14 protein-coding genes are annotated in these 15,294 nt (G+C 31.5%); 13 read left to right on the top strand and 1 reads right to left on the bottom strand.

Annotated elements, in window-relative coordinates:
• Nucleotides 1-15: 15 nt before the first annotated feature.
• The 12 genes from ACJDT4_RS19395 to ACJDT4_RS19340 all read left to right on the top strand — a co-directional run bounded on the left by ACJDT4_RS19395 (nt 16) and on the right by ACJDT4_RS19340 (nt 12,513).
• The gene (locus ACJDT4_RS19395) at nt 16-1,296 is read left to right on the top strand and encodes a nitrogenase component 1 (protein WP_406789261.1); all 1,281 of its coding nucleotides are present in this window, start codon (nt 16-18) and stop codon (nt 1,294-1,296) included.
• Between the two features lie 93 nt (nt 1,297-1,389).
• Complete coding sequence (locus ACJDT4_RS19390) at nt 1,390-1,614, top strand: DUF1659 domain-containing protein (RefSeq protein ID WP_406789246.1); 225 nt, start codon at nt 1,390-1,392, stop codon at nt 1,612-1,614.
• A gap of 15 nt (nt 1,615-1,629) precedes the next feature.
• On the top strand, nt 1,630-1,842 hold the full coding sequence (locus ACJDT4_RS19385; protein WP_406789245.1) for a DUF2922 domain-containing protein: 213 nt from the start codon (nt 1,630-1,632) through the stop codon (nt 1,840-1,842).
• Between the two features lie 178 nt (nt 1,843-2,020).
• Nucleotides 2,021-3,259: an EAL domain-containing protein gene (locus ACJDT4_RS19380; RefSeq protein WP_406789260.1), complete on the top strand. Its 1,239-nt coding sequence runs from the start codon at nt 2,021-2,023 to the stop codon at nt 3,257-3,259.
• Nucleotides 3,260-3,448: 189 nt separating this feature from the next.
• A complete protein-coding gene (locus ACJDT4_RS19375; RefSeq protein ID WP_406789244.1) occupies nt 3,449-5,491 on the top strand; it encodes a PAS domain-containing sensor histidine kinase in 2,043 nt (680 codons plus the stop codon).
• 115 nt (nt 5,492-5,606) lie between these two features.
• Nucleotides 5,607-6,269 carry an RDD family protein gene (locus ACJDT4_RS19370; protein ID WP_406789243.1) on the top strand — a complete coding sequence of 221 codons (663 nt, stop codon included), beginning with the start codon at nt 5,607-5,609 and terminating at the stop codon, nt 6,267-6,269.
• A gap of 113 nt (nt 6,270-6,382) precedes the next feature.
• On the top strand, nt 6,383-7,252 hold the full coding sequence (locus tag ACJDT4_RS19365) for a sulfide/dihydroorotate dehydrogenase-like FAD/NAD-binding protein (protein WP_406789241.1): 870 nt from the start codon (nt 6,383-6,385) through the stop codon (nt 7,250-7,252).
• 2 nt (nt 7,253-7,254) lie between these two features.
• A complete protein-coding gene (gene gltA / locus ACJDT4_RS19360) occupies nt 7,255-8,640 on the top strand; it encodes an NADPH-dependent glutamate synthase (RefSeq protein ID WP_406789240.1) in 1,386 nt (461 codons plus the stop codon).
• Nucleotides 8,641-8,776: 136 nt separating this feature from the next.
• Entirely contained in the window at nt 8,777-10,600 is a 1,824-nt protein-coding gene (locus ACJDT4_RS19355) for an LTA synthase family protein (protein WP_406789239.1), read from the top strand.
• 375 nt (nt 10,601-10,975) lie between these two features.
• Nucleotides 10,976-11,410, top strand: a complete 435-nt coding sequence (locus ACJDT4_RS19350) for a hypothetical protein (RefSeq protein ID WP_406789238.1) — start codon at nt 10,976-10,978, stop codon at nt 11,408-11,410.
• Nucleotides 11,411-11,430: 20 nt separating this feature from the next.
• The gene (locus ACJDT4_RS19345; protein ID WP_406789237.1) at nt 11,431-11,976 is read left to right on the top strand and encodes a GNAT family N-acetyltransferase; all 546 of its coding nucleotides are present in this window, start codon (nt 11,431-11,433) and stop codon (nt 11,974-11,976) included.
• A 33-nt stretch (nt 11,977-12,009) separates the two neighbouring features.
• Nucleotides 12,010-12,513, top strand: coding sequence for a hypothetical protein (locus tag ACJDT4_RS19340; RefSeq protein WP_406789236.1), 504 nt, complete (start codon nt 12,010-12,012; stop codon nt 12,511-12,513).
• 16 nt (nt 12,514-12,529) lie between these two features.
• Here the strand turns inward: ACJDT4_RS19340 and ACJDT4_RS19335 are convergent, their stop codons facing one another.
• Nucleotides 12,530-12,889, bottom strand: a complete 360-nt coding sequence (locus ACJDT4_RS19335; protein ID WP_479723309.1) for a YibE/F family protein — start codon at nt 12,887-12,889, stop codon at nt 12,530-12,532.
• 92 nt (nt 12,890-12,981) lie between these two features.
• On the opposite strand from ACJDT4_RS19335, the gene ACJDT4_RS19330 reads away from it, so the two are divergent.
• Entirely contained in the window at nt 12,982-14,985 is a 2,004-nt protein-coding gene (locus tag ACJDT4_RS19330; protein ID WP_406789234.1) for an alpha/beta hydrolase family protein, read from the top strand.
• The last annotated feature ends 309 nt before the right edge of the window (nt 14,986-15,294 follow it).

The raw sequence follows: 15,294 nt of genomic DNA, 5'->3' as shown, positions 1-15,294 counted from the left end.
TGTGCTATTGGGGCAATGCATAGTGCTTTTGCAATTCCAAGAGTAATTCCAATTACTCACTGTGGACCAGGTTGTGCGGATAAGCAAACTGCAAATATAAGCTTTTATAATGGATTTCAAGGTGGAGGATACGGAGGAGGTTCTGTTGTACCTAGCACTAATATACATGAAAAAGAAGTTGTATTTGGAGGTGCCAATAGACTTAGAGAACTAATTGAAGCTTCCTTCAAGGTTTTGGATGCAGATTTATTTGTGGTTATGACGGGCTGCATTCCAGATATTGTAGGAGATGATGTTGGCGCTGTAGTTAGTGAATTTCAAGACAAGAATTTTCCGGTAGTATATGCGGAAACGGGAGGATTTAAAGGAAATAATTTTATAGGTCATGAACTGGTAACAGAAGCTATTATTGATCAATATGTAGGTGATTATGATGGCCCTAAGCAAAAGGGACTTGTAAATGTGTGGTCACTTCTTCCGTATCACAATACTTTTTGGAGAGGTGATCTTACAGAAATTAAGAGGATTTTAGAGGGTGTAGGCTTTGAGGTAAATATTTTATTTGGGCATGAAAGCAAAGGCATTTCGGAGTGGAAAAATATCAAGAAAGCACAATTCAATTTAGTTTTATCTCCATGGCTTGGACTTAAAACTGCAGAGCATCTAAAAAGCAAATATAATCAGCCATATTTGCATATTCCTGTGATACCAATAGGGGCTAAGGAAACCAGTGAGTTTTTAAGAAAAGTGGTTGATTTTGCGGGGATTGATAAAAGTAGGGCTGAGAAATTTATTGAAGCTGAGGAAAAAAGATATTATCAGTACTTAGAGGATTTTTCAGATTTTTATGCAGAGTACTGGTGGGGGCTTCCAGCTAAGTTTGCCATTGTAGGGGATAGTGCATATAACTTAGCTATAACAAAGTTTTTAGTGAATCAGCTTGGATTGATACCTGCAAAACAAATTATAACTGAAAATCCGCCTCAAAAATATAGAGATATCATTAAAGAAGAATATAAACATATAGCAGAGGATGTTTCATTAGACGTGGAATTTGAAGAAGATAGCTACACAATTCATGACAAAATAAGAAAAACTGATTTTGGACATAAACCACCAATTATATTTGGAACTACGTGGGAAAGGGATTTGGCAAAAGAATTGAAGGGTTCTATAGTTGAAATAGGGTTCCCAGCATCCTATGAGGTTGTTATATCAAAATCCTATATAGGATATAAAGGAGCACTTACTTTGCTTGAAAAAATATATACTACTATAGTTAGCGCAAGCGCTTAAAGCATATGCTGAGTAATTTATAATTGATTTTTTAAAAGTTTTTTAGCATTTTTAAAATTTAATCATATATACAAGGTGAAAGGGGTTGATAATATGGCAGCAAATGCTACTAAATTTCAAACAGCAATTCAGCTTGTATATTCATTAGGTAAGGGAGCAGACGGAAAGGATAAAGAAAAAGCAGTTAAGTTTTCTAATGTAGATGTTTCGGCTTCAGATGATGATATTTATTCAGTAGGTAATGTTTTGGCATCACTTATGTCTGTAACAGTAACAGGAATAGAAAAAATAGATCACAGTAAAATTGTGAATCAATAATAGGGAGGGATTTAAATGGCTAAGAGTTTAACTATGACTTTTTTAACTGATGGAGGAAAAAAAGCAACTTTAAATGTTCCAAATGTAAAGGACAGTCTTACAAAGGATGAAATTTCGGCAGCGGCAAATACTATAATAACTAAAGGTGTATTTAATACAGCAAATGGCAAGTTTGTAAAAATAGATTCTGCTAAAATAGAGGAAAGAAATTCTACAGCGTTAATATAGGTTAGGGTAAAAGTATTCTTTAGCGTAAGATTAAGTAAAATTTTTGTTAAAATAATTACATCCTTAATTTCCATTAGAATAAGTCGGATTACATCGCAAGGTGTAGCCCGACTTTTATTGTTTTATTTATGAATATACTGTATAATAAGATATAAGATTAAGGGAAGGTGATCTATTGATGAAGGCAAGTGCAGTTGATATAAAAAAAATAGTAGCTGATAAGAATCTAAACATAGGATTTCAACCAGTAGTATCTGTAATACAGAAGTCAGTAATAGGCCTTGAGGCGACTTTTTTAGGAGTTAATGATGAAAGTGGTAAGAATATACCTGCCTCTAAACTCTTTAAGCTTGCTGAAAAGGAAGGCATTGCAATAGAACTCGATAGGCTTTACAGGGAAAAAGCTATTGAGAAGTTTCAGAATCTTTGCAAAGATAACAAGGAACTGCTTTTGTTTATAAACATAAATATAGCTATAATTGATAAGTATATTGGTTCAGGAATAATAATGAATCAAATATCAGATAGCAGTATATCAGCTAAAAATGTTGTTCTTGAAATTGTAGAAGAGAAAATAGACAATATTGAAGCTCTAAAACAATTTATATACCTATATAGGAGTAAAGGATTTCTTATATCGCTTAAAAATCTCGGAGCTGGCTTTGTAAATATGGATAAGATATCATATGTAGAACCAGATATAATAAAAATAAATAAAGCTATAACAAAGGGAATAGAGCTTGATTATTACAAGCAAGAAATATTTAAATCTCTTGTTAATCTTTCTAAAAAAATAGGAGCTCTTGTAGTATGTGAGGAGATAGAAACCGAGCAGGAAGCCATGATAATAATGGAACTTGGAGCTGATATGCTTGAAGGAGAATATTTTAAAAATGGCAAAGAAATTGATGCAGAGCATATGAGAGAACTCAAGGAGTTCATAGGCAAAACAGCAATAAATTATAAAGATTATATGCAAGAAGAAATACATGCTAGAGAAGATATCCATAAAAGTTATGATGATATAATTAACAAGGTACTTGAAAAACTTTCAAAAGCTAAAGAAGACAAATTTCAAAAAATTATCGATGAAGTTATAGAAAAATATAGTGAATTAGAGTGTGTATATATACTAGATAAGAGTGGAATTCAAATTGGTAACACATCTACAAAATGCATTAATATGCGTGAACAAAGGGCACTCATATTTCAGCCTGCCAAAAATGGAACTGATCATTCCTTGAAAAAGTATTACTATTACTTAAAGAGTATGAGTCTTGAAAAATATGTTACCGAGCCATATATATCTCTTGCAACAGGTAACTTATGCATAACAATATCAGCCACATTTAAAAATGTAGACAATAATGAATATATATTATGTATAGATTTTAATCCGGATTATATAAATATGTAAATTATATCGGTATTTAAGTACAAAAGAGATAGGCATAATACGGAATACAATAAAAGGTGCTCATTTTGTGCACTTTTTATTGTATTGTTATGTAAAGTTATATGCACAGTGTACTAAGAATGAAATTTTAGTTAGGGATCTTCTAAAATTATGTGTGATATTATATATTTTTGATTGTGGGGGATTTAAATGAATATCAGCGACAATATTTATGAAGGAAATGAGGGTGAACGTAAAAAAAGTTTATATAGAAGAAACTTAATACTTTTATTTCTGTCGGGGATTGTTTTATTGTATGTAGCACTGCCGACTACTTTTACGGATAACAAAACATATGTCAATATTGTAGAAATGATTAATTTATTACTTAAACTAAGTATGTTTATATCTGTTATAATTGCGTATAAAATTTATCACAAAACAGTATTTATATATTTAGAAATAATTTTAGGAGTTATTTCGGTAATAAATATTGTTTTTTTGATTGCATTGGTTAAAGGTGGAGGAGCTTTAAACAATATTCCTAATGTTTGCTATATGTTCAAATTTATAATAGACTGCATTGCCTACACATCAGCAATTACATTTAGCATATTGTTAAAAAGTACAGTTACAAATAAAGTTTTAAAAAGAGTTCAGATTATATATGGTGTAATACCATTAATGCTTGTTGTAATAATACAATTCAAAGGAAGATATTTTAATTCCTATAATACTATAAAATTAGAAAATATAATGTATTATGGTCAATTAGCATTTTTAGCTATGCTTTTTGTATGCCTGGTTATAATATACAAAAATTCAAATAAGCTTCAAAATAAAGGCTTTTTTAAAAAGCTTATAGTGGCAGATGTCTTGTTTATGATTTCGCATATATTATCTCTAAACTTTATACCATTGATTCATTATTTACATAGATGTAATTATATTTTTTCCTTGCTAGGCACCGCTATTATTTGCCAGGTTGTTATTGAGGCTACACTTCAAAATCAATTGGAAAAGTTGTATAGAAGCATAAGTGAGAAAAATTGTGAAATTGAGAATTTAAAATATTTGTATCGAAGTGTTTTTGAGTTTATGTCCGATGGAATTATTATAAGAGATGGTGGAAACATAATTTTTGCTAATAATTCTATGGTAGAAATGACAAGGGCAGTTTCAGATGAAAAATTTAAGGGCTTTAATGTAGTAAAACTTATAGGAAGTAAATACATTGAAAGATTTAACCAGTATAACAAGTTAGTTTTGGAAGGCAAAAAAGTAAATGGAATTACAGAAGAAATAGTTTGTTTTGATGGCAATAAGATTATGGTAGAGGTTAGCTGCACAAAAATTGTTATGGCTGGAAAGAGCATGATTTTAAGTATTGTAAAAAATATTTCGAATCAAATGAAGGCAGAACAAAATGAAAAAGAGCTTATAGCGGCAAGAAATAAGGATAAGCTGAGAGGAGAATTTTTTGCTAATATATCGCATGAACTTAGAACACCAATAAACGTTATATACAGTTCACTGCAAGTTATGCAAATGCATATGGAAAAAGACAACATAAATAATGATAAAATTGACTGCTATATGAAGGTTATAAAACAAAATTGCTATAGACTTTTAAGAATTATAAGCAATTTAATTGATATAACTAAAATCGAAGCTGGATTCTTGAAGCCTAATATGTCCAGACGGGAAATTGTAAGTTTGATTGAAAATATATCTATGTCTATAGTTACATATCTTCATCAAAAGGATATGGAGCTTGTATTTGATACTGATATAGAAGAAAAATATGTTGAATGTGATGCTGATATGATGGAAAGGGTTATGCTTAACTTATTCTCAAATGCTGTGAAATTTAGAAAAAGTAATGGACATGTATGGGTCAATATACATGACACTAAAGATGGTAGTGTAACTATAGAAGTAAAGGATGATGGCATAGGAATTCCTGAAGAAAAGCAGAAGTTAATTTTTAAGAGATTTACTCAGGTGGATAGTTCCCTAATAAGAAGGTCTAAAGGAAGCGGAATAGGATTATCTCTTGTAAAATCTATAATTGAGATGAACTCTGGAAGCATAAGATTTGAAAGTAAAGAGGATGTGGGAACTAAGTTTATAATAAAGCTTCCATCAGAGAGGAATGAGATAATGCATGAGTACAGTGATGTTAAATCTATATCTGACAGTGGTATCGATAATACAAAAGAAAAAGTGAATATAGAATTTGCAGATATATGAAATGGGCTAATTAAAACATAGTTTTATTGTAAAGAAATATATAGAAAAATAACCAACTTTATGATAAAATTATGATAGCAATTATATAACAATTAGATATTAGGGGGTATAATTTATGTATTGTCCAACATGTGGATCAGAGAATCCAGAAGGAGCGAAGGTTTGTGAGAAATGTGGTGCAAGCCTAACAGAAGATAATAATATAGGTAACAGTACAATAAGTGATGAATATGAGGTTGAGTACGCAGGATTATTTAAAAGATTTTTGGCCTATGTAGTTGATGGTATTATTTTAGCTATAATTGGGGCTATTGTAGGAAAAATAGTAGGATACAGTTCCTTTACAGCAATGCTTAATGCAGCGACTGGTAAAGCTATTGACGTTAATGCATTTAGAACTTATTATACAATAGTATTAATAATAGGAATTGCGTACTATGTACTTTTAGAAAGTTCACCAAAACAAGGTTCGCTTGGTAAGATGCTGCTTGGAATAAAAATAACTAATGAAAATGGTGGAAGAATATCCATAGTAACTGCTTTAGAGAGATATGTGATATTAGGAGTTTTTGGAATAATTAGTTCTGTTTTATCTATAATTCAAGGACCACCTAAGGTAAGTACAACTGGAGTTGGAGCTGCAGCTTTTAGTTCATCAACAATATTAGCATTTGTAAGCCTTGTATACTATATTATAATACTTATAACTATGCTTTCATCACAGTATAAGCAAGGACTTCATGATAAACTAGCAAAAACTTATGTTGTAAGTAAGTAGAAGTGGAAAAATCCATGGGATATTAATCCTGTGGGTTTTTTATTTATAATTATTTATTTTTATGATAAAATATATGATTATAGTGTTATTCTTATAAAATAGGAGAGATGAAAATGCATAAGATTATAAAAATGCTTAAAGCTGCTGATGATGTGTATAGCATGGAATTTGAGGCTGCAAGGATAGCTAAGGCTTTTAAACCAGGGCAGTTTGTTATACTTAGGGCACATGAAAAAGGAGAGAGGGTACCTTTTTCGATTTGCAATGTCAACAGGGACAAAGGAACTATAACTATAGTTTTCAGAAAAGTTGGAAAAACTACTGAATATATGTCAAAACTTGAAAATGGTCAGTTTATTTTGGATGCAACTGGACCTTTAGGGCAGCCATCTCAGCTATTGAATATAAAAAGCGGATCAAGTGAAAGGGTTCTTTTTGTATCTGAAAATTCAGCAGCTATAAGAATTTATGCTGAATTAAAATACCTTCATGATAATAATGTACATGCTGATGCTTTATTAAGCTTCGAAGATGAAAATAGATTGATGTTTAAAGAAGAAATCGAGAAATTATCAAATAAAACATATATCTCCTTTAAGAATGGAGAAGGAGAATTTGATGGCAGCACAGATAAGGCTGTTAAACATATATTAGAAAACGGTAATTATACATTAGTCGTTTGTATGGGTTCTGTTAAAATGATGAAGGAAGTTTCTGCGGTAACAAAGACTAAAGGAATAAAAACTATAGTTAGTCTCAATGTTTTAATGCTTGATGGAACGGGAATGTGTGGAGCATGCAGAGTAAATGTAGGAAACGAAATAAAGTTTGCCTGCGAGGATGGTCCGGAATTTGATGGTCATCTTGTGGATTTTGATGAAGTTATGATAAGGCAGAGCATATACTCAAGTGTTGAGGCAAAAAAGAAATACAGAGAACAACATGCAGGCACAGAGGCTGCGGTTGAGAAAGAGGGGTGCTAATCTTGGATAGAATGAAAAGAATACCTATGAAGGAGCAGGAAGTTAAAGCTAGAATAAAAAATTTCAATGAGGTTTGTCTTGGATACACCCCAGAAGAAGCTAAAATGGAAGCGGAGAGATGCCTTCAATGTAAAAATCCAAGATGCGTAAAAAATTGCCCCGTTTCAAATAATATTCCAGAGTTTATAAAGTGCATAAAAGAGGGCGAATACGCAAAAGCAGGAGAGATAATATCAAGGACAAGTACCCTTCCAGCAGTGTGCGGCAGAGTTTGTCCACAAGAACTTCAGTGTGAGGGAGGATGTGTCCTTGGCATAAAGGGAGAGCCTACATCCATAGGAAGGCTTGAGAGATTTGTGGCAGATTGGTGCAGAAATAATGATGTTAAATTTGTAGATAAGGCACCAGCGGTAGGGAAAAAAGTAGCCGTTGTTGGAAGTGGACCAGCAGGACTTGCTTGTGCAGGAGATTTAGCTAAGCTTGGATATGATGTTACAATTTTTGAAGCCCTTCATGAGCTTGGAGGAGTGCTTGCCTGGGGAATACCAGAATTTGTACTTCCAAAAGAAATAGTTAAGCATGAAGTAGAAAATTTAAAAGAGCTTGGAGTTAAAATAGAAAAGAATGTGCTGGTTGGAAGAACCATAAGTGTAGATGATTTATTAGGTGAAGAGGGCTTTAGTGCTGTGTTTTTAGGAACAGGTGCAGCAGTTCCAAACTTTATGGGCATATCAGGAGAAAGCTTAAATGGAGTGTGCTCTGCAAATGAATTTTTAACTAAAAATAACCTGATGAAGGACTATGATTCTGGATACGATACACCTCTTATAGCTGGTAAAAAAGTTGTAGTAGTTGGAGGCGGAAACGTAGCAATCGATGCTGTGCGTGCAGCAATTAGAGTTGGGGCTGAAGCACATATTGTATATAGAAGAACTGAAAAAGAAATGCCAGCAAGAGTTGAAGAAGTGAAATTTGCGAAGGCAGAGGGAATACAGTTTCATTTACTTACAAACCCAATTGAGATTATTGGTGATGAATATGGATTTGTAAAAGGGGTTAAGTGTATAAAGATGGAACTTGGAGAACCAGATGAATCTGGAAGAAGAAGACCTGTAGAAATAGAAGGATCAGAATTTGTAATACCTTCAGATATGGTTATAATGGCAATTGGTACAAGAGCAAGCAGTTTGATTTCATCTACTACGGACAACATAGAAGTAAATAGAAAGAATTGCTTTATTATAGATGAGGAAACAGGCAAGACAACAAAACCTCATGTTTATGCTGGCGGAGATAATGTTACAGGACCTCAAACTGTAATTTTAGCTATGGCGGCTGGAAGAAGAGCAGCAAAAGCTATAGATATGGAGCTTAAGGGAGAAAAATAATTTTTGTAAACAAAATGAAACCTTTTATGTATAGATTCTTAAAATGTAATTTGATATAATTTAACGTTGTGTAGTATATATAAAATGCAGCTTGTTTTAAGCTGCATTTTATAATTTGCTATGAGAGGAGGAAAAAATGGACAAGTTTATTGGGAAAATTAAAAATATAAGACCAGATTTGTTTTTCATATATACATATTTAATTTTATTATTGAAATTTACAATTTTTACAGGGTTTATTAATTTAAATAATCCAAGTTTTTTAGAGCTTTTTAAAGGATTTTATCACATACAATCATACGTTATTTTTATACTCTTTACTTTAGCTTATTTATCTATAGCATTTTTGTTTAAGGGTAGAGCAAGAGGGTATGCATTAATAATCCTAAACTTGTTAATATCAGTATTGCTTTTAGCAGATCTTTGGTACTTTAGGGGGTACAATACCTTCATATCACCAAATCTTTTAAAGGAAACGGGAAATTTAGATGATTTGCAGGATAGTATATTTGCAATGATGCATAAAGAGGATATTGTATTTATATTTGATATAGTAATTGTAACTGCAGCCTATATTTATTTTAAAAAAATATATGTAGGATGTAAGAGAAATATAAAGCTTTTGGCAGCTTTTATGCTTATAGCCATTTGTTATATGCCAGTTTCTATACATGTTTTCCATCATTATATATATCAGTATTGGCTTGGTTCTAAGTGGAACCCTATATACACTATGTCAAGGATATCTCCAATAGGTTATCATGTTTATGATACTATGGATTTTATTGAAAATTTAAAACCAAAAGCTCTTAAGGTTTCAGACAAGGATGAAATAAAAAAATGGTACAAAGATAATAAGGAAAATGTTCAGGATAATAATTACAATGGAATGTTTAAAGGTAAAAATCTACTTGTAATTCAGGTTGAATCGCTGGAGAATTTTGTAATAGGTCAAAAAATTGATGGACAAGAAATAACTCCAAATTTAAATAGGCTTTTAAAAAATAGTGTATACTTTTCAAATTATCACGAAAATATTAAGCAAGGTACAAGCTCTGATGCAGATCTAATGACTAATACATCTATATACCCTGTTACTAAAGGAAGTACATTTTTTAGATTTCCAGAGAATAAATATAATTCACTTCCCAGTGTGATGAAAAAGTATGATTATTATACAATGGCAGTACATCCGGATAAGGCAATGTATTGGAATTGGATGCCTGCACTTACAGCCATGGGTGGATTTGATAAAAGGGTAGATTCATCTCACTTTAATGAATATGAGAAGATAAACCTAGGAATATCTGATGGAGCCTATTTAAAGCAGGTTGAGCCAATGATTGAAAAGGAGAAAAAGCCTTTTTATAATTTTGTTGTGACACTTACAAGCCACACTCCATTTGAGTTACCAAACAAGTATAAAGAACTTAAGTTAAGCAACAGTGGTATGGCAAGCAGCGAACTTGGTGCATACTTTCAGTGTATTCATTACACAGATAAGCAGCTTGGAATATTTTTAGATAAACTTCAAAAGGATGGAGTACTTAAGGATACACTTGTTGCAATTTATGGAGATCACACAAGCATTCATAAATACTTTCCAGATGATGTGCCTAAAACACCAGGGGTACAATCATGGATGGTAGATGATGAACTTAAAATACCGCTTATAATATACGATGGAAGCGAAAAAATGCAAGGAAAGGAAAACAAAATTACAGGTGGACAAATAGATTTAATGCCTACACTTTTGTATTTGATGGGTGTGGATAAAAAGTATTATGAAAATACAGTGATGGGTAGAAACCTTTTAAACACAAAGAGAGATTACGATCTTTTAACTAATGGGAAAATTATAGGTAATCCAACTAAGGAAGATTTAAATCATTTATCAAATGCTTTTGATGTATCGGATAAAATTATCGAAGGCCAGTATTACGGAACTACCGTGAAGTGATAGCACTCCAGAACATTAAAAAAAGTCCATAAATCTAAGGATTTTAAGATTTTTCCCCTAAGATTTATTGGACTTTTTTTAAATTGTTCTGGAACACTATCACTTCACTCCGGGAGTAAAGCAAGGAAAATTTTCCTCCGTGATCTACGGAAAATGGGGATTAAATAATTGGTGTACAGAAATTTTTAGTAAGATATTATTACATTTATATTCTTGTAAAGATATAGTAAGAAAGAACATATTAAAAACTGTAAAATTATTTAATATATATACATATTTTACAATAAAGCTATAAAATTTAGTGGGTGTGATATATAATAAAATAAGGGAAAAATATATGACTATATTTTAATTAAAATTATAAGAAGGTTAATTATGAATAATAAAAAAATACTTTTTCTATGTGTGTTAATCAGTAGCTTAATAATGTTAAATGGTTGTAGTGTAACAAAAAATACATCATCAATTGCAAGTACAGAAAATATTATAAAGATGCAAATAAGCAACATAGCAAACGTTACAAAAATAGAAATTAAAGCGTATCCAGGCAGGCTTAAAATTGCTCAGAGTAAAAAAGAGATAACAGAAATAATAAATTACATTAATAGTTTAGACTTAAAGAAGGCAACTAAAACAAGGGTTAGTGGAATGGGATATGTGATAACTGTATATTTTAAAGATAATACAAGTAAAAAATATGAGCATATAGGAAATATTTACTTTGTTGACTCGGAAAAAAAGTGGTATAAAATGACCTATAAACAAGCTGAAAAGTTTGAAGGTATTTACAATAGTTTGGGCGAAAAATAATAAAAATTGTGAGGGAAAATATGAATGGAATTGGAACTCAAAAAATAGAGACGGATAGATTAATACTAAGAAGATTTGGAATAGAGGATAGTGCCAAGGTGTATAAAAATTGGACTTCAGATAGTTTGACTACACGCTATTTAAGCTGGGACACTCATGAAAATGAGGCAGTAACAAGAGAATACATCAAATCAAAATTGAGCTTGTATGATAACGAATTTTTCTTTGATTGGATTGTGATTAGAAAAGAAGATTATGAACCAATAGGAGAAATTAGTTGTGTTAAATTTTCAAAATTTCACAGGCTTTGTGAGATGGGTGACTGCTATGGTTCGAAATATTGGAATTTAGGTTATGGAACAGAAGCTTTAAAAGCTTTTATTAAATATATGCTTAAGAAAGTTGAAGTTGACATAGTAATTGCTTGTCATACAGAAAGCAATGCAGCATCTGGACGCATCATGGAAAAGGCAGGTATGAGAAAGGATGCAGTACTACCTAATTATTTTGTTAATAAGGAAACAGGTAAGAGAGAAGCACAGGTGTATTATTCAATAGAACGTTAAATTTTAATGAAAAAACATAAAAGAGGGATAACTATGTTAATGCAAGAACTAACGCCCAAAATGATTGAAGAGTATAAAGAGATATGGAACGAATATAAGGACAAATTATATCCAAATAGAAAGTCTGGAAAAGAAGTTGTGGAATATTTAAAAAATAAATATCTTTTAAAGGAATTACATGATGATAATGCAAGGCTGACAGTAATTGATAATGTATTGCACAACAAGCCCTATGCGGAGAAGTTATCTATCGGAGCAAAACCGCATGCAGTTAACTTTTTTATAGAAGATGAAGGAAATGGAAAGTTCCTTTATGAAAACCAAGATGAAATTTTTAAGGAAGGCAATATTTTTGTTGGAGTTGAACTAGAATCAGGATTTTTCTGCGTTGAAGGTAGTAGTTTACTTTGGGATGAATTATATGCATTTAGAGGCTTGGATGAAAAGGACATTCAGAATTACTTTTGTGTTGGAGAGTATATTTCATGTTTGAAGAAATATAAGTATCATAAAGCTTCATATGTATGTAAAAAGTAGGGTGTTTGCCATTGTGCTAATATATCCTTTCCAATCTCAAATCCACTTTTAATAAGTAGTTTTTTTTAATGTCTGGATTTTTATTGAATATCTCATTTATTGATGAGGAAATAGAAATTTCAATGTCCATTATTGCACCTAAGGTTCCTATAAGTAGTTCAATATAGAATGATTTCTCTGGTGGATGAGTAAGAAATTCTAATTCCTTAAAATGAACACCGCTGGAGTTATCAAATTTTATGACGATTAAAGCTATTAACATGGTTTCAAAGGTAGATTCGAGTTGAACTGTTTCGCCTTTATGTTTTTTATTTAAATTTATTAATAAAGAAATAATAAAGTATATTTTATGATAACATATATTATAGAAGAACAATAAATAATAATTAAACAGTATCTGTTAAAATCATTGATAAAGTGTTATTATAATTAGTAAAATCTTATTAAATTTAAAGCGGAGGTATTAAAATGGAAAATTTCAAATTAGATGATTTAGCAAAGTATAAGTATTTATCGGGAATAAAACACTCACCAGATGAAAAAAATGCGTGTTTTGTTGTACATGAAAGTGATTTAGAAGAAAACAAATATTTATCCAATTTGTACATAGTAAATCTTGAAAGTGAAAAAGTTTATAGGTTAACTAGCTTTAACACTGAGACAAGCTTCCTATGGCTAGATAATGAGAATATAATTTTCCCAGATATAAGAGATGAAAAGGATAAAGCTAAAAAGAAGGCTGGAGAGGAATTTACACAGTATTATAAAATCAATATTAATGGTGGAGAAGCAGAAAAGTTTTTAAGAATAAATAAGAATGTAAATTCAATAAAAATAATAGACAAGGACACATATGTTTTTACTTCGGATCATGATTTAAATAGAAAAGAACTTTATCTTTTAAAGGATGATGAAAAATCAGAGGAAATTAAGGCAAGAAAAGAAGATAAAGACTATGAAGTGCTTGAGGAAATTCCTTTTTGGGAAAATGGAGGTACTTTTACAAGTAGAAAGAGAAATAAGCTGTATTTGTATCATGCAGATGATGATAAAATTGAGCCAATTGTAGGCGACGAGTACGAGAATGTTGGAAACTTTGAAGTAAGCCCAGAAAAAACAAAGGTTTTAATTATAAGTAATACCTTCAAGGATAAAGTGGAGCTTATAGAGGATATGAGTATTTTAGACCTTAAAACTAAAGAAGTGGTTAAAATCAATGAGCAGAATAAACTTGTATATCATTATGCTGCTTTTATGTCGGAAAATAGCGTCATATTTGCAGCTACGGATATGAAAAAGCTTGGACTTAATGAAAATCCAAAATTTTATTTAATTGATTTAAATTCAAAGGAAGCAAGATGCATAACACCAGATTTTGATCGTTCAATTGGAAGCTCTGTTGGTTCAGATTGTAGGTATGGTGGTTCAAGTTCAGTGCAGGTTTACAGAAATTACTTGTATTTTACCACTACAGAGGATGACAGCTCTTTCTTAAATAGAATTGATGAAAATGGTGAAATATCTAAGGTTACTTTTGGTAAAGGCTCTGTAGATGGCATAAGTGTAGCAGCAGAAAATACATTAATTATAAGCATGAAACCAAATAAGCTTGAAGAGTTATTTAAATTACAAAATGGAGCTGAAACTAAATTAACTAGCTTTAATGATTGGGTTTATGCTGAGAGGAAAATATCAGAACCTATAGAAATGACCGTTGAAACAGCACCTGGAGTTACAATAAAGGGCTGGGTAATGAAGCCAGATGATTTCGATGAAAATAAAAAATATCCTGCAATTCTCGATATACACGGTGGCCCTAAGACAGTTTATGGAACAGTGTTCTTTAATGAAATGCAGTATTGGACAAGTCATGGATATGCTGTATTCTTCTGCAATCCAAGAGGAAGCGATGGAAAAGGAAATGAATTCTCTGATATAAGAGGGAAATATGGCACTATAGATTATGATGATATAATGAAGTTTATGGATGCAGTTTTGGAAAAGTTCACTTTTATTGATAAAGATAGAGTAGGAGTTACAGGCGGTTCTTATGGTGGCTTCATGACAAACTGGATAATAGGACATACTGATAGATTTAAAGCAGCAGCATCCCAAAGAAGCATAGCTAACTGGGTATCTAAATTTGGTACAACTGATATAGGATATTTCTTTGTGGAAGACCAAAACCTTGCAACCCCATGGGACAATCAAGAAAAGCTTTGGGAGCATTCACCACTTAAATATGCTGATAAAGCAAAGACTCCAACTCTTTTCCTTCATTCAGAAGAGGATTATAGATGCTGGATCGCTGAAGGTTTTCAAATGTTCACAGCTCTTAAATATCATGGCGTAGATTCAAGACTTATAATGTTTAGAGGAGAAAACCACGAGCTTAGCAGAAGTGGAAAGCCAAAGCACAAGATAAGGAGACTTAACGAAATAACAGAGTGGTTTGATAAATACTTGAAGTAAAAAATACAGATAAACGAACTGGAATTTAGCGAGGTGATATTGATTTGGGATATTAAATAAAGCTTTATTTAAACCATCCCAAGTCAACATCGCTTCGCTTTGGCTTAAAGGCAAGGAATATACACATATACGGGGTTTGGGCTTTGCCCATTATCCTTCTATACCTTAGGCAAGCACTCGCTTAAAGTCACCACTTAGATTTATAGGATTTTTTTAACGCGACGAAGCATTGTTACTTCACAACTTCCAAGTTGTCTATTTATAAGTAGCCTTGAATAAATTTAAAGTATATTATTTTAATTGAAGGAG

This window comes from Clostridium neuense (genome assembly GCF_045310695.1).
Classification (GTDB): Bacteria; Bacillota; Clostridia; order Clostridiales; family Clostridiaceae; genus Clostridium_S; species Clostridium_S neuense.
The sequence above is the reverse complement of the archived record's forward strand: the minus strand, read 5'-3'. Positions and strand labels throughout refer to the sequence as shown.